28 protein-coding genes are annotated in these 24,444 nt (G+C 39.9%); 10 read left to right on the top strand and 18 right to left on the bottom strand.

What is annotated here, in order from left to right:
• Positions 1-50: 50 nt before the first annotated feature.
• Positions 51-272 carry a YuzB family protein gene (locus AC4BHA_RS10035; protein ID WP_066109413.1) on the bottom strand — a complete coding sequence of 74 codons (222 nt, stop codon included), beginning with the start codon at positions 270-272 and terminating at the stop codon, positions 51-53.
• Positions 273-501: 229 nt separating this feature from the next.
• Between AC4BHA_RS10035 and AC4BHA_RS10030 the strand changes: the two genes are divergently transcribed.
• Positions 502-1,233: an RsfA family transcriptional regulator gene (locus AC4BHA_RS10030; RefSeq protein WP_066109416.1), complete on the top strand. Its 732-nt coding sequence runs from the start codon at positions 502-504 to the stop codon at positions 1,231-1,233.
• A gap of 122 nt (positions 1,234-1,355) precedes the next feature.
• Here the strand turns inward: AC4BHA_RS10030 and lipL are convergent, their stop codons facing one another.
• The gene (gene lipL / locus AC4BHA_RS10025; RefSeq protein ID WP_490552857.1) at positions 1,356-2,183 is read right to left on the bottom strand and encodes an octanoyl-[GcvH]:protein N-octanoyltransferase; all 828 of its coding nucleotides are present in this window, start codon (positions 2,181-2,183) and stop codon (positions 1,356-1,358) included.
• Between the two features lie 61 nt (positions 2,184-2,244).
• Positions 2,245-3,222 carry a phosphate acetyltransferase gene (pta, locus tag AC4BHA_RS10020; protein ID WP_490552859.1) on the bottom strand — a complete coding sequence of 326 codons (978 nt, stop codon included), beginning with the start codon at positions 3,220-3,222 and terminating at the stop codon, positions 2,245-2,247.
• 202 nt (positions 3,223-3,424) lie between these two features.
• Between pta and hemQ the strand changes: the two genes are divergently transcribed.
• The 3 genes from hemQ to gerQ all read left to right on the top strand — a co-directional run bounded on the left by hemQ (position 3,425) and on the right by gerQ (position 5,509).
• Positions 3,425-4,174: a hydrogen peroxide-dependent heme synthase gene (gene hemQ, locus AC4BHA_RS10015; protein WP_139892067.1), complete on the top strand. Its 750-nt coding sequence runs from the start codon at positions 3,425-3,427 to the stop codon at positions 4,172-4,174.
• A 397-nt stretch (positions 4,175-4,571) separates the two neighbouring features.
• Positions 4,572-4,994: a cell wall hydrolase gene (locus AC4BHA_RS10010; RefSeq protein ID WP_066109429.1), complete on the top strand. Its 423-nt coding sequence runs from the start codon at positions 4,572-4,574 to the stop codon at positions 4,992-4,994.
• Positions 4,995-5,026: 32 nt separating this feature from the next.
• Positions 5,027-5,509 (top strand): spore coat protein GerQ, encoded by a 483-nt coding sequence (gene gerQ / locus AC4BHA_RS10005; RefSeq protein WP_077248193.1) that lies wholly within the window; start codon positions 5,027-5,029, stop codon positions 5,507-5,509.
• A gap of 113 nt (positions 5,510-5,622) precedes the next feature.
• Here the strand turns inward: gerQ and AC4BHA_RS10000 are convergent, their stop codons facing one another.
• From AC4BHA_RS10000 to AC4BHA_RS09990, 3 genes are all read right to left on the bottom strand, one after another.
• Positions 5,623-5,994, bottom strand: coding sequence for a DUF423 domain-containing protein (locus AC4BHA_RS10000; RefSeq protein ID WP_490552862.1), 372 nt, complete (start codon positions 5,992-5,994; stop codon positions 5,623-5,625).
• Positions 5,995-6,014: 20 nt separating this feature from the next.
• Positions 6,015-6,287 (bottom strand): DUF5327 family protein, encoded by a 273-nt coding sequence (locus AC4BHA_RS09995; protein WP_140461906.1) that lies wholly within the window; start codon positions 6,285-6,287, stop codon positions 6,015-6,017.
• A gap of 77 nt (positions 6,288-6,364) precedes the next feature.
• Positions 6,365-7,045 carry a uracil-DNA glycosylase gene (locus tag AC4BHA_RS09990; protein ID WP_490552864.1) on the bottom strand — a complete coding sequence of 227 codons (681 nt, stop codon included), beginning with the start codon at positions 7,043-7,045 and terminating at the stop codon, positions 6,365-6,367.
• Between the two features lie 169 nt (positions 7,046-7,214).
• Here AC4BHA_RS09990 and AC4BHA_RS09985 point away from each other — a divergent pair, with 169 nt between their 5' ends.
• From AC4BHA_RS09985 to bshB2, 4 genes are all read left to right on the top strand, one after another.
• The gene (locus tag AC4BHA_RS09985; RefSeq protein WP_490552866.1) at positions 7,215-7,568 is read left to right on the top strand and encodes a YflT domain-containing protein; all 354 of its coding nucleotides are present in this window, start codon (positions 7,215-7,217) and stop codon (positions 7,566-7,568) included.
• Between the two features lie 446 nt (positions 7,569-8,014).
• Positions 8,015-8,824: a pyridoxine/pyridoxal/pyridoxamine kinase gene (gene pdxK / locus AC4BHA_RS09980; RefSeq protein WP_066109443.1), complete on the top strand. Its 810-nt coding sequence runs from the start codon at positions 8,015-8,017 to the stop codon at positions 8,822-8,824.
• A gap of 151 nt (positions 8,825-8,975) precedes the next feature.
• Positions 8,976-9,326 carry a YojF family protein gene (locus tag AC4BHA_RS09975; RefSeq protein WP_066109446.1) on the top strand — a complete coding sequence of 117 codons (351 nt, stop codon included), beginning with the start codon at positions 8,976-8,978 and terminating at the stop codon, positions 9,324-9,326.
• A 16-nt stretch (positions 9,327-9,342) separates the two neighbouring features.
• A complete protein-coding gene (bshB2, locus tag AC4BHA_RS09970) occupies positions 9,343-10,020 on the top strand; it encodes a bacillithiol biosynthesis deacetylase BshB2 (RefSeq protein WP_066109449.1) in 678 nt (225 codons plus the stop codon).
• A 180-nt stretch (positions 10,021-10,200) separates the two neighbouring features.
• Here the strand turns inward: bshB2 and AC4BHA_RS09965 are convergent, their stop codons facing one another.
• Positions 10,201-11,061 carry a Cof-type HAD-IIB family hydrolase gene (locus AC4BHA_RS09965; RefSeq protein ID WP_490552870.1) on the bottom strand — a complete coding sequence of 287 codons (861 nt, stop codon included), beginning with the start codon at positions 11,059-11,061 and terminating at the stop codon, positions 10,201-10,203.
• Complete coding sequence (locus tag AC4BHA_RS09960; protein ID WP_490552872.1) at positions 11,058-11,738, bottom strand: DNA alkylation repair protein; 681 nt, start codon at positions 11,736-11,738, stop codon at positions 11,058-11,060. The genes AC4BHA_RS09965 and AC4BHA_RS09960 overlap by 4 nt, the downstream gene beginning before the upstream one ends.
• Positions 11,739-12,377: 639 nt before the next feature.
• Here AC4BHA_RS09960 and AC4BHA_RS09955 point away from each other — a divergent pair.
• On the top strand, positions 12,378-13,370 hold the full coding sequence (locus AC4BHA_RS09955; protein WP_490552875.1) for a YeiH family protein: 993 nt from the start codon (positions 12,378-12,380) through the stop codon (positions 13,368-13,370).
• A 114-nt stretch (positions 13,371-13,484) separates the two neighbouring features.
• Positions 13,485-14,108, top strand: a complete 624-nt coding sequence (locus tag AC4BHA_RS09950; protein WP_490552879.1) for a LysE family transporter — start codon at positions 13,485-13,487, stop codon at positions 14,106-14,108.
• Between the two features lie 3 nt (positions 14,109-14,111).
• Here the strand turns inward: AC4BHA_RS09950 and AC4BHA_RS09945 are convergent, their stop codons facing one another.
• From AC4BHA_RS09945 to AC4BHA_RS09900, 10 genes are all read right to left on the bottom strand, one after another.
• Complete coding sequence (locus tag AC4BHA_RS09945) at positions 14,112-15,479, bottom strand: amino acid permease (RefSeq protein ID WP_490552881.1); 1,368 nt, start codon at positions 15,477-15,479, stop codon at positions 14,112-14,114.
• A 142-nt stretch (positions 15,480-15,621) separates the two neighbouring features.
• Entirely contained in the window at positions 15,622-15,819 is a 198-nt protein-coding gene (locus tag AC4BHA_RS09940) for a cold shock domain-containing protein (protein WP_066109465.1), read from the bottom strand.
• Positions 15,820-16,208: 389 nt separating this feature from the next.
• The gene (locus AC4BHA_RS09935; RefSeq protein WP_490558506.1) at positions 16,209-18,398 is read right to left on the bottom strand and encodes a DNA topoisomerase III; all 2,190 of its coding nucleotides are present in this window, start codon (positions 18,396-18,398) and stop codon (positions 16,209-16,211) included.
• Positions 18,399-18,550: 152 nt separating this feature from the next.
• Entirely contained in the window at positions 18,551-18,904 is a 354-nt protein-coding gene (gene mnhG / locus AC4BHA_RS09930; RefSeq protein WP_217491087.1) for a monovalent cation/H(+) antiporter subunit G, read from the bottom strand.
• The gene (locus tag AC4BHA_RS09925) at positions 18,882-19,166 is read right to left on the bottom strand and encodes a Na(+)/H(+) antiporter subunit F1 (protein ID WP_066109471.1); all 285 of its coding nucleotides are present in this window, start codon (positions 19,164-19,166) and stop codon (positions 18,882-18,884) included. The genes mnhG and AC4BHA_RS09925 overlap by 23 nt, the downstream gene beginning before the upstream one ends.
• Complete coding sequence (locus AC4BHA_RS09920; protein ID WP_139892062.1) at positions 19,166-19,642, bottom strand: Na+/H+ antiporter subunit E; 477 nt, start codon at positions 19,640-19,642, stop codon at positions 19,166-19,168. Before AC4BHA_RS09920 ends, AC4BHA_RS09925 begins: the two co-directional genes overlap by 1 nt.
• Positions 19,643-19,675: 33 nt before the next feature.
• Positions 19,676-21,154 carry a Na+/H+ antiporter subunit D gene (locus AC4BHA_RS09915; protein WP_066109479.1) on the bottom strand — a complete coding sequence of 493 codons (1,479 nt, stop codon included), beginning with the start codon at positions 21,152-21,154 and terminating at the stop codon, positions 19,676-19,678.
• Positions 21,147-21,485: a Na(+)/H(+) antiporter subunit C gene (locus AC4BHA_RS09910; RefSeq protein WP_066109482.1), complete on the bottom strand. Its 339-nt coding sequence runs from the start codon at positions 21,483-21,485 to the stop codon at positions 21,147-21,149. The genes AC4BHA_RS09915 and AC4BHA_RS09910 overlap by 8 nt, the downstream gene beginning before the upstream one ends.
• A 2-nt stretch (positions 21,486-21,487) precedes the next feature.
• Positions 21,488-21,910, bottom strand: coding sequence for a Na(+)/H(+) antiporter subunit B (locus AC4BHA_RS09905; protein WP_066109486.1), 423 nt, complete (start codon positions 21,908-21,910; stop codon positions 21,488-21,490).
• On the bottom strand, positions 21,907-24,306 hold the full coding sequence (locus tag AC4BHA_RS09900) for a Na+/H+ antiporter subunit A (protein ID WP_490558505.1): 2,400 nt from the start codon (positions 24,304-24,306) through the stop codon (positions 21,907-21,909). Before AC4BHA_RS09900 ends, AC4BHA_RS09905 begins: the two co-directional genes overlap by 4 nt.
• Between the last annotated feature and the right edge of the window lie 138 nt (positions 24,307-24,444).

The following is a 24,444-nucleotide window of genomic DNA, read 5'->3' as shown; positions in this document are numbered from 1 at the left end:
AAAAAAGTCGCTCTTCTAAAATTTGATCTTTTAGAGGAGCGACTTTTTATTTATTTTATCTTAGCTTTTACTTTTTCAATTAATTCATCTTCTGTTGGTGCAGCTACTGGACGATTATTGACGAACGCAAATGATTTTTTGCGTCCAGGTCCACAGTAGGACTGGCATCCAATCTCAATTTTTGCATCGGGATCGAGCTTGTTTAATTTTGGTAGCAATGTCTTTAGGTTTGTAGCCTGACAGTCGTCACATACTCTAAATTCGTTCGACATGACCGCCTATCCTTTCTTGCCAAAAAATTTGACTCTTTGTTAGTTGTGAGCCTCTTGGGACTAAAGCGTATTGTATCACTCCGGCTCCCTTATTTGCAAGAATCGGCTAAATATCTATTAGGTTAATGAAAAAATCTAGTAACCTGTATAAACTTTGTTCTTTTTGTCCATGCTAGAACCATAATTTGCAAATTTATTTTAAATCTTATAGAAAAGGGAGTTGCAGATCATGAAAATCAGACAAGATGCATGGACTGAAGAAAATGATTTATTACTAGCAGAAACTGTTTTAAGACACGTCCGCGAAGGCAGTACCCAATTGAATGCATTTGACGAAGTTGGAGATAAATTGAACCGTACCGCAGCTGCTTGCGGATTTAGATGGAATGCGGTTGTAAGACATACTTATGAGAAAGCATTGCAGCTTGCCCGTAAACAGCGTAAGCAACGCCAAAGATTGCTTGGAAAGGATCAGGGCGGCAAAAAGAAAATCCTGTACCAGCCACCGACTCCATCTTTACGAGACTTTGAAACAGTGACTACCGCAATGGAAGATGAATTGATGGACATGGATATTTCCACCGAACAAAAAGATACTGAAACATTTGAGCAAACAAGCCTATTTCCAGTGCTGGAAGAATACAAGACTCCGGCTTTGACGATGGACGATGTTATTGTATTCTTACAATCTTATGATACAAACAGCCTGAAACTGCAAGCATTACAATCTGAAAATGAAAGATTGCGCCTTGAAATCAGGGAACTGAAAAATACAAATAAAGAATTGCAGCACAAGCTTGATAATGTTGAAGAAAATACCGTTACGATTCAGGAAGACTACGAAACACTCATGAATATTATGAATCGTGCCCGTAAATTAGCTTTATTGGATGAAGATGACCGACAAGCTACTAAATTTAAAATGGATCGTAATGGAAATCTAGAAAAAATCGCAGAATAAATATAAAAAGCCGGCTCTTTTCAGAGGAGCCGGCTTTCATCTGTAATATCAAACCATGCTCACTTTCATTCGAGCATGTAAGAGACTACTTTTAACAGTCCTTCCTAAAACGATGGAAAAAATCAATCGATTCCCAATTTCGCATTGCGGTCTTGCATTCTTTCTAAATAGGATTCAAACAGTGGCATTTCTGCTTCCGCCAAAGAATTCATCTCAATCTGCCCGGCATGATCCTGTAATGCCTTCATTAAGCGAAGCATTACATCATTTACAGTCAGCTCGACACCGAGCAAATCAGATAAGGAAGCCATAACTTTTGGATTCACAGTAGGGTAAACAAATTTCGTCTCAGTCCCATTTAGAGCAATTTTATAAAAATCTCTCACTAATGCAGCTCTTTGTTCAGCATCCCCATTGATATCCAAGTAGATTTGTACTGCTACACCATGACGGATTCTCCTTTGAGAGATACCGGCAAATTTTTTGCCATCAATGCTTAAATCATAGCTTCCCGGACAATAAGAGCCCACGATTTCACCCGCTTTAATCTCATTATCAAAGTCTCGAAACATGCACTTGATCAGTTCCCACATAGCGTCATATCCGCGATTAATCTCAATTTTCCGGTCTTTTTCCGGAAAAACAAGCGTCAGGTTCAAAATTCCTTCATCCAATACAACTGCCAATCCGCCTGAATTTCGGACAATACAGTCATAGCCCTTCTCATGCAGGAAATCAGCAGCTTGCTTCAGCATCGGGAGCCTTCCGTCCTGGATACCCAACACAACTGTTTTTTGATGAACCCAAGCCCGTGCGGTAACTGGTGAGTTCCCAGCTCCAACCGAAGCGCATAATGTATCGTCAATCGCAAATGATTGAATGGCACGTGTATGCATACCTGATTGACTATGGTCAATGATTCTCCAGCGATCCTGCTGTAATAAATTCATCTTACCTCTCTCCATCTATAAAAAAATAGGCGCCAAAGGGCGCCATAGGTCACTTATAAACTTATTTTACCAAAGCTTGAGAAGCTGTGATCAGTGCAAGGTTGTATACATCCTCTGCGTTACATCCTCTGGATAGGTCGTTCACAGGAGCATTTAGACCTTGCAGGATTGGTCCAACTGCTTCAAATCCGCCTAGGCGTTGTGCAATTTTATATCCAATATTACCTGCTTCAAGGCTAGGGAATACAAATACATTTGCAGAACCTTGAAGTGGAGAGTTAGGAGCTTTAGATGCAGCAACAGATGGAACAATCGCTGCGTCGAATTGAATTTCTCCGTCTACGATTAATTGTGGGTCCATCTCCGTTACAAACTTAACAGCATCCGCCACTTTTGTTGTTTCTTCAGATACAGCAGAACCAACTGTGGAGAAGCTAAGCATTGCAACACGTGGATCTAGATCAAACATACGCGCTGTTCTAGCACTTTCAATTGCAATTTCAGCAAGATCCTGGCTGTCTGGAGCAATATTGATTGCGCAGTCTGCAAATACGTATTTTTCATCACCTTTAACCATGATGAATACGCCAGACGTCTTTTTAACGCCTGCTTTTGTTTTAATGATTTGCAATGCCGGACGTACTGTATCTGCTGTAGAATGCGCAGCACCGCTTACCAAACCATCTGCTTTATTTAGATATACAAGCATTGTTCCGAAATAGTTTTCGTCAAGCAAGATTTTACGTGCTTGTTCTTCAGTCGCTTTACCTTTACGACGTTCAACGAAAGCTGTCACAAGCTCGTCCATCATAATATATGTAGCAGGATCGTAAATTTCCATATTATCTACAGAAATATTCATATCCTTCGCTTTTTTTGTGATTTCATCAATATTTCCAACTAAGATTGGAATGATTGTTTTCTCAGCTGCCAATCTTCCGGCTGCTTCAAGAATTCTTTCATCCATTCCTTCTGGGAATACAATTCGCAATTGATTGCCAGAAACTTTTTCTTTTAAAGTTGTAAATAAATTACTCATTTTTTTTGTCCTCCTCAAAATGTCACTCTACCTAGAATACACCTTTATGATGAATTATTTAATAGGTTTGCCTTATTTTTTAAAATTATAGCGGTATGTCAAAATATCGACAAGTTTATCGAAGCCTTGATTCAAGAAAATATGTCATTGATTGTGATATAGTAAATGGCATGAACGAAATGTTATGTGGGAGATGATAAGTATGAGTGAAGCAGCTAAAACATTAGACGGTTGGTATTGTTTACATGACTTCCGTACAATTGACTGGTTATCCTGGAAAATGTTACCTGAAGACGAACGTGCCACTGCCATCAATGAATTCCTGGGATTGGTTGAAAAATGGAATAAAACTCAGAATGAAAACCAAGGCAGTCATGCTCTTTATACAATTGTCGGACAAAAAGCAGACTTTATGATGATGCTTTTACGCCCAACAATGGAAGAATTAAATGCACTTGAATTAGAGTTTAATAAAACTAAATTAGCAGAGTTCACAATTCCGGCACATTCTTATGTATCTGTTGTTGAGCTAAGTAATTATCTGCCTTCTGATTCAGATGAAGATCCATATCAGAATCCTCATGTTCGTTCCAGACTATACCCGATCTTGCCGACATCTAAGCATGTTTGCTTCTATCCGATGGACAAGCGTCGTCAAGGCAATGATAACTGGTATATGCTTCCGATGGAGGATCGTAAAAAACTTATGTATTCTCACGGAATGATTGGCCGACAATATGCTGGCAAGGTTAAACAAATTATTTCTGGATCCGTTGGATTCGATGACTATGAGTGGGGTGTTACCCTTTTCGCAGATGATGTTCTCCAATTTAAAAAATTGGTTTATGAAATGCGTTTCGATGAAGTGAGTGCCCGTTACGGTGAATTCGGTTCCTTCTTTGTTGGAAATATCCTTACACCGGACTGTGTCAGCGAATTTTTACATGTTTAAATAGGATAAAAGGAAGTGCCTTTAAAAGCCATTATACATGGTGGATAGGGCACTTTTTTGTTGTCCAAGCACCAAGATCCCCTTTATTTCAAAATACTCTGTTCCCCTTAGATAAAGGTTGAAGCATTTCCCCAATAACCGCCTGTCTCTTCATTTGCTTCAGTATCGACTTCCCCTGTGTTGTTAACCTTTTTAAATTCCACCACACAGGAAAATTATGTGAATAGTGCGACCTGCAAAAACAAAGCAATCTCTTCTGCTCTTCTTGAAATGGATGAAGTAATATCCTTTTTTATCATAAGCCGGTCTCCCCCTGCATAATTTTCTATAGTGAGCATACCTTTTACGTATCTACAACACATCATGAAATGACCTATCGAAAAGAGGTGCTTCAAGCATGGCAGTTATAAAAGCTACTGAGGAGGATATAAAAGTTCTTGCCCGATTAATGAGAGCAGAAGCTGAGGGTGAAGGAAATTTGGGCATGTTAATGGTTGGCAATGTAGGTGTCAACAGGGTACGTGGTGAATGTTTGGATTTCGTAAATATCCGATCGATTCCTCAAATGGTTTTCCAAAACCCCGGTGGATTCGAAGCGACACAGAAAGGATACTTTTATCAACGTGCCAGAGAGAGTGAAATCAGGCTGGCAAGAAGAGTCGTCAACGGGGAACGTTTTAATCCGGCCACGAACGCTCTTTGGTTCTTCAGACCGGAAGGGGACTGCCCGGCACAATGGTTTGGACAATACAATTCTGGGCGTTACAAATCACACTGCTTCTTTGCACCGACACAATCTGATTGTCCAACTGTTTTTTAGAATACTATTGTTTATAGAGGAGGAGTCATTTTATGAAACAACCGGGTTCACAATCATACGGCGGGGGGCAAACGTATGGAGGCGGATATCAAGTCCCTTATAATCCCTATATGGCAGGACAAACAGGCATGGGGCAGCAGCAACAGTTTCAGCCACAACAACAGCAACAACAACTGCCCTTTCCGGCGCAGTCGTATACTCTAGGCGGTGGCGGATCACCGTTCCAAACTTCTCCGTCGCCTGCTCCGGGTCAATTCGTAGAACAATCCTATATCGAAAATATTCTGCGTTTAAATCGCGGTAAACTCGCTTCGGTATATATGACCTTTGAGGGAAGTAAGGATGGTAATACAAGACTATTCAAAGGAATTATTGAAGCAGCCGGCCGAGATCATCTTATCTTAAGTGATCCGCAAACAGGCATGCGCTATTTATTGCCACTGATTTACCTCGATTATGTAACTTTTGATGAAGAAATCGAATACTCCTATCCTTTTGGTTCTCCATCTCGTTAATCGAGAATGGTTAGCATACCGAGAATAAAAAATATTTGACGAGCTAATCCCTATAGTACATAGAAGAACCGCTTATGTCAGACATAAGCGGTTCTTCTATGAACATATCAAACTTATGAATATTTATAAACAGCCACAATCATTAATACCCAGGAAGCAATAAATGCTACACCGCCAAACGGCGTTATAATACCAAGCTTACCAATACTCGCTACACTGAGTACATATAAGCTTCCAGAAAAGAGGATGATTCCAACTAACATGAGCCAACCTGACCAATTTAACACTTGATGTGAGGATAATCGATCCCACAACAATCCTATTGCCAATAATCCACCTGCATGGAACATCTGATACTGAACGGCTGTTTTCCAGACCGCCAGAGACTTATCAGAAATCTTCCCCTCCAGCCCATGAGCTCCGAATGCACCGCATGCCACGGACATCGCCGCATTAATGGCTGCAATAATAATAAATGTTTTCATCCCCGTTCTCTCCTTTGCGTTTAAAAATCAAGCAGTGAATCCCCGTTTGCGTCCTCCATCTTAACTGGTTCCTCCTGAGGAAGAGAGACAGTCGGATTCGTTTGCTGAATTGGATTATATGGAACAGTTTTCTTCACAGTTTGTCCTTCCGCCTTGGTATGATCACTTATGACCAAGTCGATTAAGCTTTGAACAGCAATTAGGTATCCATTCCTTTTTTCAGCAGGCGCCATTTTAGCCTTCTGAATCAGTTCATCCATTTTGTCCAATACCTTTTCTGATGTTATTTCCACAGATTCACACCTCTTACCTTCATCTCTTCTTATTCAATTCTATCCTAACTTCGCCAAGGAATCTATTTTTCACAACCTCACAAATCAGGAATGGCCCAATCGATTTCCTTCAGCCCATTTTGTCGGAGAAATTCATTCGTTTTAGAAAATGGCTTACTTCCAAAGAAACCTCGCCGAGCAGATAGCGGGCTCGGGTGAACAGAGGTAATGATGTGATGCTTCTTCTGATCAATTAAGTGCATTTTGGATTGTGCTGGTTTTCCCCATAATAGGAAAACAACCGGTTCTGATTTTTCATTCAATGTCTCTATTATTTTATCTGTTAATCGCTCCCATCCTCTCCCCTTATGTGAATGGGCTTCTCCCTGTCTGACAGTCAAAACGGTATTTAACAAAAGTACCCCCTGATCCGCCCAACTTTTCAAGTATCCATTGTTAGGGACTGGAATTCCTAAGTCATCATTTAGTTCCTTAAAAATATTCCGTAGCGAGGGCGGGAGAGCAACTTCAGGCTGTACAGAGAAACTTAATCCATGAGCCTGATTGGGGCCATGGTAGGGATCCTGCCCGAGCAATACCACTTTTACGGATTTAAAATCAGTATAGTGCAAAGCGTTGTAGATATCTTCAGCCTTTGGATAGACAATCTCGTTTTCATACTCCTTTTTTATAAAATCACACAGGGCTGCATAATATGGTTGTTTAAATTCATCCACTAAATACTCCAGCCAGTCATTCTGTAAAATTTGGTGACTCATCCAATCCACTCCTCTATATACTTCAGAAATTATTATATTTATCGAACAATATTTTCCGCTTACACTCTCTTTACCCTGCCCAACTTATGTTTATAGATTTTTTAATAGGTTATATAAACACTGTAACTACATTTTAAATTAAAATCCAAAAATTCGAGGAGGATGCAAGATGTATCAAGTTTTTGTAGTAGAAAATTCAGTTCAAGCTAAAGAGAAAGTTGAACAACTTGCAGCTGAGGGTTTTACAAAAGAGAATGTTTATCTGTTTTCCCATAATAAAGAGTTTTCGAAGGACTTAACTGATGCTACTGATACAAGCAGCATTGGTATTGGTGAGCAAGGTTTCTTTGAAAGTGTAGGAAATCTGTTCAAAAAACGCGGTGACGAATTGCGCAGCAAGCTTCAATCACTTGGATTATCTGAGTTAGAAGCACAACAATATGAAAAAGATCTTGATGACCACAAAATTGTTATTGTTACTTCGAACCAGGCAAGTGATATTGATAATACAAAAATAATGTAACCGATACAGCATAAAAAGGGCTTAAGGATGGGTTCTCCCTTCCTTAACGCCCTTTTTTTTACTGGCTTTTTTACTACTCTGATCAAGTTACAATGCATAAGAAAAAACTTTTTTGCATATATCAATCTGATGTTATTAGAATCAATCATTGTTCATTCTCGTCTGCCATGCATCTGCTTACTATGTCTTAAATCATATAAGCGTTATTGTTATCCACTATTTTTCACTTATAGTATCATTACTATATGAGCTCTTACCTTTATAAACTCTTACTGTATACTTCCGGTTTATACCTATGATAAAATACCGCAAAATGGTAATTCAGAATTTATTGTTCACGGATTATGTATACAATTAACAGCATCAGTTTTTTTCCATACATATTGTTTTGGTATGTATTATAAAGTATAACTAAATTAAGTTTTATAATGAGGGAGGATAGGCCAATGAGTCTAAAAAAAGCATTGACTATAGCGGGATCAGACAGCAGCGGCGGAGCAGGACTTCAAGCAGATTTAAAAACATTCCAGGAGCTTGGCGTTTATGGAATGACTGCTGTTACTTCAATTGTTGCAATGGACCCTAAAAATAACTGGTCTCATAATGTATTTTCTATTGATGTTTCAACTGTGGAGGCACAACTGGATACAATCCTTTCTACAGGAATTGATGCCATGAAAACAGGGATGCTTGGGACCGTTGATATTATTGAATTGGCTGCACGAAAAATTAAAGAGTATGGCCTTGATAAAGTCGTCATAGACCCTGTAATGGTTTGCAAAGGGACAGATGAAGTGTTAATGCCTGAGAATACAGTGGCAATGAGAGAATTGCTTCTCCCTCTTGCTACGGTTGTAACACCAAATCTTTTTGAGGCTTGGCAATTATCCGGGATTGGCCCCATCACTACTATTGATGAAATGAAACAAGCTGCAAAGATTATCCATGATCAAGGGGCAAAATATGTCCTTATCAAGGGTGGCACTAAACTTGATGGGCAAGATAAAGCAATTGACCTAATTTATGATGGAACAGACTATACCATCCTTGAATCCGAAAAGTTTGCGACTACTTATACCCATGGTGCCGGTTGTACAACTGCTGCAGCCATTACTGCTGAGCTGGCTAAAGGAAAAACAGTTGAAGAAGCCTTGGCTACTGCAAAGGAATTTATCTCAGCCGCTATTGAACATAGCTGGAAGCTAAATGAATTTGTTGGACCAGTTATGCATGGTGCTTACCGTACATATAAATAATTTCTTCTTTATAACAGGCTGTCCGAAATTTAGGACAGCTTTTTTCCATCTCCATTTTTAGCAATTTTTCAGATACTTTAGTATCATAATTAATACAACACTAATTTAATAGGAAACTAATGTGTTCCTTTTTATATAGGAGGTAATCTTAATGAAGCCAATTGACCTGCTTGATTCACAAAAAGCGCTGCAATCATATGCCGGTTTACAGGTTTATTTGCATTTAGAGACAACAAACGGCGCTTATGCCACTCATAATGATGAATCATTCTTCTCAGCAGGTGCGTTTATCCGTAATGTTTCTATTTGTTTTGAAGAAGGTAAAATTATCGGAGATGGCCCTTATCGGGTAGGATTAAGAATGAAGGAAGGCTGGGTATACGCTGAAGGGATTACCCATTACGAAATCGATGAATTCGGCCGCCTTTTAATGGCTGGACTTGACCAGAGCGGAAGACTGGCTGTCGCTTTTGAAATCAGTACCGCCCCATTTGATAAATAACAAGGAGTTGGGATAAATGGATAAAGAGAAACATGTATTAGTCATATTCCCTCATCCTGATGATGAGGCATTTGGAGTTTCCGGAACAATCGCCTCTTATACAAGAGCTGGTATCCCCGTTACCTATGCATGCTTAACGCTTGGTGAAATGGGACGTAATCTCGGAAATCCTCCTTTTGCAACACGGGAGAGTCTCCCGAAGATTCGCAAGAAAGAATTAATAGACGCAGCACAAATAATGGGTATTAAGGATTTACGTATGATGGGACTGCGCGATAAAACTGTTGAATTCGAAAATGAAGAGTGGCTAGCTAATCAAATGACTAAGCTTATTGATGAGCTTGATCCTTCCCTCATTATCACTTTCTATCCGGGATTCAGTGTCCATCCGGATCATGAAGCTTGCGGAAGAGCTGTCGTACAGGCAGTCTCTGAAATCAATCCTGAAAAAAGGCCAAAGCTTCATTGTGTAGCCTTTTCCAACAACCATCAGGATGTCCTTGGAGAGCCTGATATCATAAATAATATTCAGGATGTAATCGAGACTAAACTAAAGGCAATCTCTGCCCACCGCTCTCAAACTGAGGCGATGATGGCTGGTTGGCCTGAATTACTCGCCCAAAAGAATAAAGAGCTTGAAAGCCGCCTTTGCTTTGAAAGATTTTATTCATATAAATGGCCTGAAAAAATATAAGAATTAGATTTATAAAAGCTGTCATACTAATGACGGCTTTTTTTGCGGGCATCTTTATTTCATAAAAAAAACCGCCTTCATTACTAAAGGCGGTTCAAAAAAAGGGGGGGATACTTTGGAAAACTTCATTGTAGTACTATGATAGCCATATTCTGGACCACCTATACCTAATTTTTAAATTTATTTTTGAACGATGTACTTATAAATGATATGGGCGACACCATCCTCTTCATTTGTTAAGGTAACATCCTTGCACAGCCCTTTAATCTCATCGGATGCATTACCCATAGCAACGGACATCCCCGCTTTTTCGAACATAGATAAATCATTAAAGTTATCTCCCACAGCAATTGTTTCTTCAAGTGGGATTCGTAATTTTTCTAGCAATTTCTCCAAAGCTATTCCCTTAGAAACACCACTCTGGTTAATTTCAATATTCCCCTTACCGGATGAAGTGACAGTTAGTCCTTCCATCTCTCCAAGAATAGTGCCAGTATTTTTTAGTTTATTCATATCAGAGGAAAAGACTAGTATTTTGTATATTTCGATATCCTCTTCATTAATTAGCTGGAAGTAATCGTCTGTCGCAAATAAGAATCCAAATTTAATTCTGCCTTCAGCAAATTCACGAACTTTATCTTCTTCCTGATCAGGATTGGCACTCAAGAAGATATCGACAAGTGAATCAATAGCCTTTTCGGGGTTTTTGGAAAATGTCCCCCTGTTTGTATACATTTCAAAATAAAGATCCATTTCTTCCAAAAGCTTGACTGTCTCCACTAAGCTTTCTTGCTTCATCGGATTGGAATCCACCAAACTGCCTTCCTGATTATAAACAGCTGCTCCATTTAAACTGATAATAGGACAGTGAAAGTTAATCTCATCAAGTGCAAACCTTGCTTCTTTATAAGATCGGCCCGTAGCAACAATTACTTGTCCCCCGCTATCCCTTACTGCCTCCATCGCCTTTCGGTTCTCGTCACTTACCATTTGATGCTCATTCAGTAATGTTCCATCCATATCGGTTGCTATACACTTCATACAGTCTCCCCCTTTAGAAAATGCTTACTACCTTCTCTTCTGCTGAGAGGTGCAAGCTCTATTTTTTTTATAAAGTTCTTCACAGACTCCGGATCCGTTTTTGAATATTCTCTCAGTGCCCACCCAATCGCTTTTTGAATAAAGAATTCTTTACTATCCGCATTTTTCAATATGTAGTCATATAAGATTCTCTCATTTGTTTGCCCTTTATAGGAAAGTTGAAAGAGGATTGCTGTTCTACGTAGCCACATATTATTATCTATTACCCAATCATTCATAATAGTATCTATTAAATCAGGATTTCTTAATACCAAATTGCCAACCAGCTTAGAGGCAATCATATCTACGGTATCCCACCAAGATTTTGTCGTAATTAATGTTTTTAGTAGCGGTAAATCCTTTACTTCCAGTTTGTCGATATAGTTAGCAAGGTAATCAAGCGCAGCATTTTGCCATTCTCTCTCCGGCATATTCCAAAGCTTTAAACAAAATTCATGTGAAAGCGGCATAGCAAGAATACCTGTTTCCTTAAAGAATACAGACATACATTTTCTTCTTTCCGGGGTTTTAATCCCGTAAAAAGGAAATTGATTCTTCATATATTGCGCCATTGCTACTGCCTGTTCTTCATTCTTTTCATTCTCAAATAACTGTTTTAAACGATCAATATAATCCACATTTCCACCTCACCTATTCACCCCTGTATAATCCAGCTTCAGGGCCTAGCCGCTCGAGTCATAAGTGTAGCTGCTGCAGTAGAGGAAAAGCGCTCTCCCTCCGAGCCTCTCCTTATGCGTCGGAGCTGAGCAGTCGCCCAGCTTTTTGATTAATCTACTTTGGCTCCTAGCTCCTCGAGGTCATAAGGATAGCGATCACAAAGACCTTGCCACACGATGTGGCGTTCTTAGTCTTTGTTCCTTAATTCGCCTGCCTCCGAGCCTCTCCTTGTGCTTGTCGGAGCTGGGCAGTCGCCCAGCTTTTTGATTAATCTAGCTTCAACGGCTAGAATCTCAGGACATAAGCATGGTCTCTGCAGGAGGGAAGAACACCTCCTTCCGAGCCCCTGTCTTATGCTCCTCGCTTCTGGCAAGCCGTTTCAGCTTTTTGTATAAATGAGCCTGTATTGGATAAACATACAATTAATTAATTGAGTGTTACCTCTTTTTTATTAAGTCTAAGAATATTAAACTAGGGAAGTAGCTTCATGGAAGCCATTGCCAGAACTCATAATAACCTGGCTATGTATATACATATATTCTACGCATACATAATGACTGTTTTCAAATTTAGTGATGAAAGAATTAGGAGTGTCTACTATGAAAAAACAAACTCAATCTCCTTTATCATTTTGGGGAGGTCTGGGCTTCACTGCCTTATTGGCGCTGCTTGGATTTGTCCTTGCTGAATTGCCCTTTTTCGAATACATAGGACCATTAGCATGCAGTATTTTGCTCGCCATCCTGTATCGTAACATTCGCAGCTATCCAACAAATTTACGAACAGGCGTTCAATTTTCAGCAAGAATTCTCTTACGTGCTGCCATTATTTTATATGGGTTGAAATTAGATATGCAGATTATCTTTAGTGAAGGTCTTGGCCTTTTGGGTAAAGCTCTGATTTGTATCGTATTCTCTGTAGCCCTCATGGTATTGCTTGGCAAATGGCTGAAAATTGATCCAATGATTTCTTTCCTGCTTGGTGCAGGGACAGGAATATGCGGCGCAGCGGCTATAGCAGCCGTATCGCCTATAATGGATTCAAAGGAAGAGGATACAGCGATGAGTGTTGGGATGATTGCATTAATTGGTACAATTTTTTCAGTCGCCTATACGATGCTTATTCCAATCCTCCCCCTAACACCTACTGAATATGGAATTTGGTCCGGACTTAGCTTACATGAATTGGCTCATGTAGCTTTGGCATCTGAGCCTGCAGGGGAAGCTGCTGTTACAATGGCTTTATTAGCTAAATTATGTCGTGTTTTCTTGTTGATTCCTTTCTGTTTTGTATTAGTGTTCTGGATGAAACGTAAACAAGGCGCTGGCAGCCAATCCTCCATTCCATTTCCATGGTTTCTTCTAGGATTTCTGGCCTTAAGTATTTTTCGAACTTATCTTGCTGGCTCTTGGTTTCCTGAATACTTATATGATTACATTGCCACGCTGACCACCTTTCTGCTTTCTATGGCCATGGCTGGGCTAGGTTTAACAATTGATTTAAAAGAGCTTAAGAAACGAGCAAGCCTTCCCTTGCTTACACTGGTTATTACATCCGTTCTTCTATCAATTCTGACGTACTTTTGGGTATGAGCCATTTGAGGCTTATGCCTCTTTTTTTATGTTTTCCTTAAATTCTTTTTTGTCGTACAAGCCTGCATACATGCATATGATAATTTGAGCAATTAAAATGGAGGTATACATTGTATGTATGGATTATTGGGATATGTCTATCTAGGAATTTCCTTATCGGCCCCTCTTGGACCAATTAATGCTGCACAAATGGAAATTGGTTTAAGGCATGGATTCTTAAATGCCTGGGTATTCGGGCTTGGCGCTATTCTAGCCGACATCTGCTATATGCTTGTTGTTTATACCGGGTTGGCTCAATATATGCAAGTTCCTCTTATCCAAACCTTTCTCTGGTTATTCGGCGCTTTCGTGCTTACTTATTCCGGAGTAGAGAGTCTGGTTGCTGTATATCATAAAAAAAACCAAAGCAATATTCGGAACAAGGATATCACTCGTTCCTTTCGCTCTGGCTTTTTTATGTCGCTATTGAATCCATTATCCATTCTTTTTTGGCTTGGCATCTATGGCTCTGTACTCGCCAAAACCGTGAGTCATTTATCTCCTCAACAAATCATCATTAACAGCTTGGCTATCCTTGTGGGGATATTAATTTGGGACTATTCGATGGCGATGATGGCATCCATATTTAGGCGCTATTTAACCAATAAGCTCTTAGCAGGAATTTCAATCATATCTGGAGTTTCCTTAGTCGGCTTTGGGATTTATTTTGGTGTTATGGGGATTCAATCCCTAATTTAGTTGTTAGTTATGGATTCTTCTCCTTGTTAAAGGCCGTTTTCGTTTTCGAATCATCGCCATAATAATTGTAATCAGGCCTACAAAAGAAACAAAAGCTAGACTTACGAAAAAGCCCATTCTTGTATCCTTTTCAATGACCGTCCCAACAATAGCCAGCGCAATAAGCCCAAGCCCTATAGTACGCTTTATTTTATCCTTTGTTTTTAGGTCAGCGAGCTTGGAATACGTCAATAAGATTAATATCCAATTGTACAGTATCAGTAAACTCGCACCTGTCGTAAAATATTCATAGACCTTATCAGGCATCACTCTCGATAGAACGATCGAGATCAGCAAACCAGTCACGGTTACAGCAAAAGCAGGCAATGGGATTGCGAATCTCCCTTTTTTGGTCCCTTTTTTGCCCAGTATTTTCGGTGCATCTCGATCCTCAGCTAATGTCATTAGCATATTCGCAACGGAAAAGAGTGAAGCAGACATTGTTGAAAATCCAGCAATGATCAAGGCTCCATTAAAAAGATGCATGATGAACCTAAATGGATAATAACTCAGGACCGTTAAAAACGGGCTTTCTTTTAGATTAACCTTATCCCATGGCAACAGCATTACGACCAAGCCTAGGGATATGATGTAAATGACGGTTAACGCTAAAATCATGACTCTTCCTGCTTTTGGAGCATCCTCTTTCTTCTCTAATCGCATAGACATAATTCCAAGTACTTCAATACCTCCAAAGGCAAAGAAAGCAAAAACGAGAGATGACCAAGTTTTCTTCCAATCTGTCGGAAAAACCTCCTTAACCGTTGAAGGAATATCAAATGTTCCTTTTCCATCAATCACACCACACAAGCCAAGAATCACAATAATGACAAACATTAAAATTGCGGATACTTTAACGATTGCACTGACGTTCTCCATCGGTTCAAACAGCTTTGCTCCAATAATAATAACAATCAGTCCAAGTGCTCCGTAGATGGCTGCAAATATCCATAAAGGATATTCAGGAAACCAGAACCTAGAAAACAGAGACAGAGCTGTTAATTGGCTTCCCATTATAAGCATTTCTGAAAACCAGTAAACCCAACCATTTAAGAACCCAAAAGAACGTCCAAACGCCTTACGGGAGTATGTACGAAAAGATCCTTTTTGAGGATCTTTTTCCGTCATCTTTGCTAAAGCCTCATATACGATATATGTCGTACATGCCGCAAGTAAAAAAGCAATTAATATTGATGGCCCGGCAAGCCTGATTCCTAATCCGGAACCGAGGAAAAAGCCGGTTCCAATTGTGCAGCCTATTCCTATAAGGGAAAGCTGCCACCACTGCAGTTTTTTCTTTTCTTGATTTCCTTTCGCTGCTGCTTTTTTCATATCCTATTCCGCCCTTTGATTTATATCAGATTGTATCCTCAATTAATCTGCTCCATCCAGGCGAAACTTATGCTTTATTTGCTTGCCAATATAAAAAGGGTACAATCCGAAAAGGATTGTACCCGATGGTTTTCTAATTTAATTAGATACGCTCTACATTAGCAGCTTGTGGGCCGCGATTTCCATCAACGATTTCGAATTCAACTTCTTGACCTTCTTCAAGAGTTTTGAATCCTTCACCTTGAATAGCAGAGAAGTGTACGAATACATCGTCACCATCTTCACGCTCGATAAAACCAAAACCTTTTTCTGCATTAAACCATTTTACTTTTCCGACCATTTTTTTGGCCCCCTAACTTTTAGTGAAAATTTTAAAAGTAGAAAACCAGAAAAACCTTTTCTGTCTAAGCATGTACTTAAAGACTGTAAAAATTTTTTTGATCTTCAAACCTTTTTGCTGTTTTATTGTAACATACAGTTTCCTAATTAACAAACAATTTAAACAAATCAAACTAATCCAAAATGTGATGTTTATTCCAATATAGGGTAAAAATATAGTTTGCATCTTCTTTATCAATACAAAATGAAACTTTTGAACTGCTTCTTCATAAAGGCTCGTTAATTCAACTGGTACCACTTAATCTTCATCAGTCCCTGATTTTTAACAAAAACGCCTATCCTCTGAAATTAGGATAGGCATTTTTGACTTTGAAAAATCAACTTAATTCTCTAGTCAAATTTCATTCCTTTTAATAAATCAGCAAATGGATTGTTGATAGGCTCCGTTTCCTTTTCTTGTTGTTTCAAGTACTTTTGTACAGTTCGTTTATCCACTTTTCCGCCAGACTCTTTTTTACGCCTCTCTTCAAAAGCAGATAATTTTTCACGGTATCCACATTTACAGGTAAATATTTGTCCCTGACCTTCGCCACGGAGTTCCATTTTCTTTTTACATTGAGGGCATCGTGCATTAGTGACACGTGACACGTTCTTTCTATGACCACATTCGCGATCTTGGCAAACAAGCATTTTGCCTTTCTTTCCATTTACTTCCAACATAGGTTTCCCGCATTCTGGGCAGGATTTTGTGGAGATATTGTCGTGCTTATACTTTTTATTGCTGGCTTTAATTTCTGCCACAATTTCTTTTGTATGCTCTTTCATCTCATTAATGAATACAGCCTTTTTCATTTTCCCTTTAGCGATTAGCTCAAGTTTTTGTTCCCACTCTGCTGTTGTGGTTGGCGACTTCAATTCTTCCGGTACTAAATCAAGTAACTGGCGTCCTTTAGAAGTAATATATATATCTTTTCCACCACGTTTTTCGATTAAGAATGAATTGAATAATTTATCTATAATATCTGCACGGGTTGCAACTGTACCAAGCCCGCCAGTTATCTTTATCGTATCTACAAGCTTCTTATCCTTTGTTTCCATGTACTTCGTAGGGTTTTCCATCGCTGACAGTAAAGTAGCCTCTGTAAAACGCGCAGGCGGCTTAGTTTGACCTGAAGTTTGCGATATGATCGTAATTGCTAATTTGTCACCCTTATTGATTTTCGGAAGTAACTGTTCCTTCACCTCATCGCCAGATTCCTCTTCCTCAAAACGATTGTTATAGACTTCCTTCCAGCCTGGCTGAATCACTGTTTTACCACGGGCGATAAAGGACTCTGGGCCAATCTTCGCATGGACTGTTAATTGCTCGAATTCATGGGCCGGAAATAGAACAGCGAGGAACCGTTTCACTACCAAATCATAAATTTTACGTTCCTTATCATTAAAGGCAGCATAGTTAACGAAGCCTTCCGTTGGAATGATGGCATGGTGGTCGCTGACTTTACTGTCGTCAACAAAGGCCTTCGTCGCCTTAATAGGCTTATTTATAATCTTATTTACTAACTTACGATACTCATTACCGCCGATTGCCTTTAAGCGCTCTGGAATGGTGCTGACAATATCAGATGATATATAGCGTGAATCAGTACGTGGATATGTTAGTACTTTATGTTGTTCATATAGTTTCTGCATAATATTCAGTGTTTCTTTAGCTGAATAGCCAAAGATCTTATTAGCATCACGTTGAAGTTCTGTTAAATCATATAAGGCAGGTGCAAAGTTTTTCTTTGCTTTGCGTTCAATAGAAACTACATTCGCCTCTTTATATCCAAGCGATTTAACAATTGCATCTATTTTTTCTTTATTAAAGCTGCGGCTATTACCATTCACATCTTGCCATGTTAATTTAAGCCCAGCAGCTTGCGCTTCAATTCCATAATAAGTTTGCGGTTTAAAGTTTTTGATTTCATCTTCACGTGCTGCTACCATAGCAACTGTTGGTGTTTGGACACGACCACAATTTAATTGTGCATTAAATTTAGTTGTTAATGCACGACTTGCATTTAAACCGATATACCAGTCTGCTTCTGAGCGTGCTACTGCGGAAGCATATAAATTTTCATACGATTTGCCAGGTTTTAAGTTATTAAATCCGTCTTTTATCGCTTTATCTGTTACAGAAGATATCCATAGGCGCTTGATTGGCTTATTGACTTTTGCTTTATCAATAATCCAACGTGCAACTAATTCTCCTTCCCTTCCCGCATCAGTAGCCACAATTATTTCATTCACATCACCGCGACTTAATTGTGCTTTTACAACATTAAACTGTTTTCCAGTTTGTTTAATGACAACTAATTTCATACGTTCTGGAAGCATAGGAAGATCTTCTAGATTCCATGTTTTATATTTATTATCATAAGCTTCAGGATCAGCTAAAGTGACTAAATGCCCTAATGCCCAAGTAACTATATATTTGTTTCCTTCGAAAAATCCATTACCCTTCTTTGTACATTTCAGTACATTCGCAATATCACGGGCAACGGAAGGTTTTTCAGCAATGACTACACTTTTTGCCATATTTCTAAACTCCTTTACTAACTATGTACTGTCAATATACCATAGTTTCAATGTTTGAATTGAATAGACATCCTATCGCTTTTTTTCCAAATTAAAACTGCCCTATAAAAGTTAGATTTAGTCTAACCTTTAGTGGGCAGTTCAACTATCTTTCATTTAGACTTCAATAATTTCTTCAAATCATCACGGACTGTCCGGTCGGTAAGTTTTACGTTTGAGCGATAAGCTGCCCGGCAGATGATATGGCCTGCTACCGGAGCAGTCAGGAATACAAAGAATATTCCGAGAAGCAACCGTATACTAACATATCCTTCACCAATTAAAAAAAACAGAAATGCTCCCAGAAGGATGAATAGTACTCCAAGTGTTGTACTTTTTGATGCTGCATGGGATCGTGTATAAACATCCGGAAGCCTAATCAGCCCAACACCACTTAGAAGGGTTAAGATTGTCCCCGTAAGAATACAGACAGCAGCAATCCACTCACTTATCATTTCCACGTTCAATGACCACACCCCTTTCTATGAATCTCGCAAACGCGATAGTCCCGATAAAAGAAAGGATCCCTAACAACAATATGATGTCCAAGAAGGCATGGGATTTGAACAGTACAGAAAAAATAGCCACACCTGAAATTAAGTGGATTCCAATTGAATCCAGTGCCATAACCCTGTCTGGCATGGATGGACCTTTATAGAGGCGATAGATGGAAATGAGAATGGATAACGTTAAAATGAATAGCGCTACAGTCATGGCTTTTTCAAACATTATCGTGTAACCTCCTTAATCGCCTTTTCAAAGCTCATTTTTGCCTGAATAATCGCTTGTTTAGATTCTTTGTAGTCCATGGCATGAATATAGAATGTTTTGTTGTCCGGCGAAATCTCCAATACCACGGAGCCTGGTGTCAGCGATAATAGCAAAGCCAACATTGGTATTTCCCAATCTCCATTCAGATCTGTCTTTAAGGCAAAAACCGCCGGCTGAACATCTATTTTTTTACGTGTGACCTGCCTCAGAACAAGCACCGTAGAAGAAACGAGCTCTTTAAGAAATACAAATAGCAACTTTAATATAGAGAGAAATGTCCCCATGTAGAAGGATTTATTGAAAAAGCGACGCACAAAAAACAAAATAACGATTCCCACTAGATATCCGGCAAAGAACGAAGGGAAACTCCATTTATCCTGCAAGAGCATCCATAAGAAACCAATGAATATATTAAGCAAGACTTGAACGGGCACAACGACCACCCCTTTTTGTTTATAGACTAGCTACTATTCTCCTAAAACCGCATCGATATATAAATCAGGGTTCATCAAGCCTTCGGCAGCCAACTGGATATAAGATGAGATTATTTCTCCACCCAATCCCAGAAAAATTGTTGCAGCCGTCAAAAGCGTAATTGGTATAATAACCCCTCTTGTTGTCCCTTTCTCCATTTCTTCACTTAGGTTTGTCTCACCCCAGAATGCATTCATGAAGATTTTCATAACAGAATATAGCACTAACAAGCTTGATAGTAATCCAATTGCCCCCAGCCAATAATCTCCGGCTTCAAAGGTACCTTTTGTAATCAGCATCTTCCCGAGGAAACCACTGAAAGGTGGGATACCTGCCAACGCCAAGGCTGCGACAAAGAACATCCAGCCAAGAAACGGATGAGTCCGGATCAAGCCGCTGATTTCCTTTAATTTAGCAGTGCCAGTTAGGTAAATAACTGTACCGCCGATTAGAAAAATCAGTGCTTTCACATTGATGTCATGCACAAGATAAAAAATGGAACCTGTGATGCTGCCTGTGGTGAAAGCAGCAAGTCCGGCCATAATCAAACCGACAGAAATGATAACATTGTAGGTCAAAATTCCTTCTATATCCCATCTCGAGACCGCACCGATTGCTCCGAGTAACATTGTCGCTGCCCCTAGGATTCCGATCAACAAGTGGGTGATTTCCGGTTGATGATAGAAAATCAATGTAAACATACGGAAAATAGCATAAATTCCAACCTTGGTGAGCAAAGCCGCAAAGATTGCTGCCACCGCTGTAGGTGGAACACTATATGATCCTGGTAACCAATGAAATAGCAAGAGACCGGCCTTCAGGCTGAAAACCATGAGCAGTAAAATCGCAACGGTCGTCAGCAGCCCATTTTGTCCCGCTTCCGCAACACGGACAGACAGATGCGCCATATTCAACGTACCTGTTACAGCATATAGGTAGGCAACGGACACAAGGAAAAAGAAGGATGACATGACATTAATCAATATATATTTGATTGATTCCCTGAGCTGTTTTTTCTCCCCGCCAAGTGTAATCAATGCATAGGAGGAAATCAGCATCAGTTCGAAAAAGACAAATAGATTGAAGATATCTCCGGTCAAAAAAGATCCGTTCACACCGCTGATCATAAACAGGAACAATGGATAGAAGAAATTTTTCTCTCTTATCTTTCCAATTGTGTAAAAGGCGTAAAGCAAACAACAGAAAGACACAAATGCCGTTATAATCAACAGAATGACCGCAAACATATCGGCGACAAGGCTAATTCCATAAGGGGCCGCCCATCCCCCTGCCTGCAGAACCTGTATTCCCTCCACCTTTACTTTCATAGCCATTAGCACTGAAACCATTCCCGTGGCTAGAATTGCCAGAAGAGCAATTGATCTTTGCGCATATAAGTTTTTTCTGAATATGACCATGATAAGTCCCGCGATAAGCGGAATAATGACCGGCAGAATGATTATATTATTCATCTTCATTTCCCCTTAATTCATTCAAATCGTCAGTTCCCAAGACTCGGTAACTACGATAGGCAACCACCAGAAAAAGACCTGTAACTGCAAAGTTAATAACAATCGCTGTCAGGATGAGCGCCTGTGGCAGCCCGTCTGTAAAGGAAGTGCTTTTCAATCCTAACAATGGCGGACCCCCGGTCTTTAATCCCCCCATTGTTAAGATTAAAAGATTGACAGCGTGGCCGATCACCGAAGTCCCAAGAATGATTCTCAGCAGGCTTTTGGATAGGACCATATAGGTTCCAATTGTGAAAAAAACACCTACAAGTATAGACATAACTGTTTCCATAATTATCGGTCCTCACTTATGCTCAGGATGATTGTCACAGCTGAACCAATGACAGCTAACGCTACACCAGTGTCAAATATAAGAGCGGTAGCTAGTTCCGTTTTACCTAAAATCGGAAAATCTACATAACCATACGTTTGGGAAAGAAAGGGAACACCGAACAGAAATGAACCGACACCCGTAAGAATTGCAATCAGTACACCGATCGCTGCCACTGTTTTAAAATCCACAGGAATAATCTTATTGACCGCTTCCGTCCCAAGCGTCAAATACATGAGTACAAGTGCACTGGCAATTCCCAACCCTCCGATAAATCCTCCTCCAGGGTTGTGATGCCCCGAGAAGAACAAATCAATGGAAAAGGTGAGGATAATCAATACTGCAACTTTTGTTACGGCCGTCAATAAAATATCATTAGGCTTCATTTTTTATCCCTCCCTGTAACATTGACCTTGATTAATGTAAAGACAGCCAATCCCGCAATACACAGGACCGCCACTTCGACCATCGTATCAAGTCCCCTGAAGTCAACCAAGGTCGCGTTCACTATATTTTTAGCTCCGGCAAGCGTATAGGAATCTTCGAAATACCCAGAAATCGTTTCAAACAAACGGGTTCCATTGGCGGAAAGGGCCAATAGTGTTACCGTCAACCCCACTCCAACTGAAATCAACATATTGGTGAATTTGAAACGAACTTTACTTACTTCTTTTCGAAACTCTGGCAAATGATAGAAGCACAGCAGGAATAAAGCGACTGTCACTGTTTCCACAACCAATTGCGTCAGCGCCAGATCCGGTGCCTGAAAAATAACGAAAAGAATAGACACTAGATATCCAAGGGCACCAACAGCAATAATCGATGTCAGTCGATACTGGGAAAACAGTGCGATTAAAGCGGTCACCACCATACCAATGACCATCACAGCTTCATAAATGCTCACCGGTGAATCCTTAGACATATCGAAAGCAAAACCGTTGAACAGCCACAGAGAACCACCAACAATGAAAATAAAAAACGCAAAAATATAAACTAGATAATCACGTGTATATCCAGTCATGTACTTCTTCGTTGCATAAGCAGATATCGATTCCATAAGCAGCAAAGACTCATTGTATATATTGTTAAACGTCAGGCTTTGCGGATACCAGCTGAATACCCTGATCCACTTAGGCAGCAGCTTGTATAGCAATAGGCCAACTAATACGACACCGATTGTCATCAATAATTCTGTATTAAAACCATGCCAAGCACTAATCTCCTTACCCAACCCTCCTGCTGCCTCATAATCCGGCAAGATTGATATAAGGGCAGGATCTAAAATGTATTTTGCCAAAATGTTGGGGAAGAAGAATATCAGGACTACAAACATCGCCAATATAGCAGGCGGAATCAGCATACCGACGGGCGGTTCATGAGCAGCCTTTGACAGCATCTCAGGTTTATGTTCTCCAGTGAACGTCTTAAAGACCATAATCATACAGTAGACGAACGTTAGGATACTTGCTATCCAAGCAACAACAGGGAATATCATGCCGAACTTTTCCATCCCGAAAATATCCATCCCTGAAGCATTCACCACGCCGGTAAAAAACATTTCTTTACTCAAAAAGCCATTGAATGGCGGTAATCCTGCCATAGAGAAACTTCCAATCATAGTGATCGTGAAAGAAATCGGCATGAGGCTCATTAACCCACCCAGCCTTTGCAGATTCCGGGTTCCTGTCTCATGGTCAATGATTCCGACAACCATGAACAGACTTCCCTTAAAGGTTGAATGGTTAACCAAATGGAATACAGCCGCCATAATAGCGATTGCATATACTTTCGATTCATCGCCATAGCCAAAATAAATGGCAGCAGACCCCAATCCTAGTAGACTCATGATCAAACCGAGCTGACTAATTGTCGAATAAGCGAGCAAGGCCTTTAGATCTTTCTGACGAACTGCATTCCAGGATCCGTATAATAAAGTTACAATTCCGACCAAGGATACCGTCCAGAACCAAACTACATCACCGCCAAACAAAGGGGTTAACCTAGCCACCAAATAGATGCCGGCTTTGACCATTGTAGCCGAATGGAGGTAAGCACTGATTGGTGTCGGTGCCTCCATCGCATCAGGTAGCCAAAGACTAAACGGAAACTGAGCTGATTTAGTGAAAGCTCCCAGTAAAATTAAAATCATCGCAGGTAAAAAGAGGACATTCTCCGGCAATGATTTAGCTTGGGAGATCATTTCACGGATGCTATATGTATCGGTAATGATGGAAAGGAGCAACAACCCGGCCAACATAGATAATCCACCGAAAATGGTGATTAGCATCGACTTCCGTGCTCCTTCTCTCGATTTTTTCCGTTGGTACCAATAAGCAATCAACAAGAAAGATGAAATACTGGTCAGTTCCCAGAACACGTAAAGGACGACAACATTATCCGAGAAAACGACTCCAAGCATGGCCCCCATAAACAACATCAGATATACATAAAAGTTATGCAGCTCCTCCCGAGCCCTGGACATATAGAAAATCGAGTACAAAATGACAAGCGATCCGACACCTGTGATTAACAAACCGAATAAGAGGGACAATCCGTCGACATAAGCTGTGAAATTAATCCCGAATGATGGCAGCCATTTAAATTCACTGGTCAATGTATTCCCAGTCGTTGTAATTGGGATATACTGTAATAAGGAGATAAAGATGATGACCGGCAAAAAAAGAACAAACCAGCCTATATGTAATTTTTTATTGAACATACTATAGAGGAAAGGTATCAGAACCGCAAAGAAAAACGGTAATAAAATCATTAAATTAATCATGTCCTCGCGCTCCCTTCATCATAGAATACTGTACGCACACACAAAAGTGACGATATATCCAACGGACCCTTTTTATATTAGAAATATTTACTCTATTTTGTGTAATAATAATTGACTGAAAATCTGGCATGGGCTATA

The sequence above is a fragment of the Pradoshia sp. Z3_51 genome, assembly GCF_058215915.1.
This window is presented reverse-complemented; position numbering and strand designations above follow the sequence as displayed.

What these genes read in the sequence shown, in the direction of transcription:
- AC4BHA_RS09965 (WP_490552870.1), bottom strand. Translation starts at nt 11,061, where the DNA reads ATGAAGTGTATAGCAACCGATATGGATGGAACATTACTGAATGAGCAT.
- AC4BHA_RS10035 (WP_066109413.1), bottom strand. Translation starts at nt 272, where the DNA reads ATGTCGAACGAATTTAGAGTATGTGACGACTGTCAGGCTACAAACCTA.
- AC4BHA_RS09905 (WP_066109486.1), bottom strand. Translation starts at nt 21,910, where the DNA reads ATGAAGCCTAATGATATTTTATTGACGGCCGTAACAAAAGTTGCAGTA.
- pta (WP_490552859.1), bottom strand. Translation starts at nt 3,222, where the DNA reads ATGAGTAATTTATTTACAACTTTAAAAGAAAAAGTTTCTGGCAATCAA.
- AC4BHA_RS10030 (WP_066109416.1), top strand. Translation starts at nt 502, where the DNA reads ATGAAAATCAGACAAGATGCATGGACTGAAGAAAATGATTTATTACTA.
- hemQ (WP_139892067.1), top strand. Translation starts at nt 3,425, where the DNA reads ATGAGTGAAGCAGCTAAAACATTAGACGGTTGGTATTGTTTACATGAC.
- AC4BHA_RS09935 (WP_490558506.1), bottom strand. Translation starts at nt 18,398, where the DNA reads ATGGCAAAAAGTGTAGTCATTGCTGAAAAACCTTCCGTTGCCCGTGAT.
- AC4BHA_RS09990 (WP_490552864.1), bottom strand. Translation starts at nt 7,045, where the DNA reads ATGAGTCACCAAATTTTACAGAATGACTGGCTGGAGTATTTAGTGGAT.
- AC4BHA_RS09945 (WP_490552881.1), bottom strand. Translation starts at nt 15,479, where the DNA reads ATGAAAAAAGCAGCAGCGAAAGGAAATCAAGAAAAGAAAAAACTGCAG.
- gerQ (WP_077248193.1), top strand. Translation starts at nt 5,027, where the DNA reads ATGAAACAACCGGGTTCACAATCATACGGCGGGGGGCAAACGTATGGA.
- AC4BHA_RS10010 (WP_066109429.1), top strand. Translation starts at nt 4,572, where the DNA reads ATGGCAGTTATAAAAGCTACTGAGGAGGATATAAAAGTTCTTGCCCGA.
- AC4BHA_RS09955 (WP_490552875.1), top strand. Translation starts at nt 12,378, where the DNA reads ATGAAAAAACAAACTCAATCTCCTTTATCATTTTGGGGAGGTCTGGGC.
- AC4BHA_RS09915 (WP_066109479.1), bottom strand. Translation starts at nt 21,154, where the DNA reads ATGAATAATATAATCATTCTGCCGGTCATTATTCCGCTTATCGCGGGA.
- AC4BHA_RS09925 (WP_066109471.1), bottom strand. Translation starts at nt 19,166, where the DNA reads ATGTTTGAAAAAGCCATGACTGTAGCGCTATTCATTTTAACGTTATCC.
- AC4BHA_RS09910 (WP_066109482.1), bottom strand. Translation starts at nt 21,485, where the DNA reads ATGGAAACAGTTATGTCTATACTTGTAGGTGTTTTTTTCACAATTGGA.
- pdxK (WP_066109443.1), top strand. Translation starts at nt 8,015, where the DNA reads ATGAGTCTAAAAAAAGCATTGACTATAGCGGGATCAGACAGCAGCGGC.
- AC4BHA_RS10000 (WP_490552862.1), bottom strand. Translation starts at nt 5,994, where the DNA reads ATGAAAACATTTATTATTATTGCAGCCATTAATGCGGCGATGTCCGTG.
- AC4BHA_RS09950 (WP_490552879.1), top strand. Translation starts at nt 13,485, where the DNA reads ATGTATGGATTATTGGGATATGTCTATCTAGGAATTTCCTTATCGGCC.
- AC4BHA_RS09940 (WP_066109465.1), bottom strand. Translation starts at nt 15,819, where the DNA reads ATGGTCGGAAAAGTAAAATGGTTTAATGCAGAAAAAGGTTTTGGTTTT.
- bshB2 (WP_066109449.1), top strand. Translation starts at nt 9,343, where the DNA reads ATGGATAAAGAGAAACATGTATTAGTCATATTCCCTCATCCTGATGAT.
- AC4BHA_RS09900 (WP_490558505.1), bottom strand. Translation starts at nt 24,306, where the DNA reads ATGATTAATTTAATGATTTTATTACCGTTTTTCTTTGCGGTTCTGATA.
- AC4BHA_RS09975 (WP_066109446.1), top strand. Translation starts at nt 8,976, where the DNA reads ATGAAGCCAATTGACCTGCTTGATTCACAAAAAGCGCTGCAATCATAT.
- AC4BHA_RS09985 (WP_490552866.1), top strand. Translation starts at nt 7,215, where the DNA reads ATGTATCAAGTTTTTGTAGTAGAAAATTCAGTTCAAGCTAAAGAGAAA.
- lipL (WP_490552857.1), bottom strand. Translation starts at nt 2,183, where the DNA reads ATGAATTTATTACAGCAGGATCGCTGGAGAATCATTGACCATAGTCAA.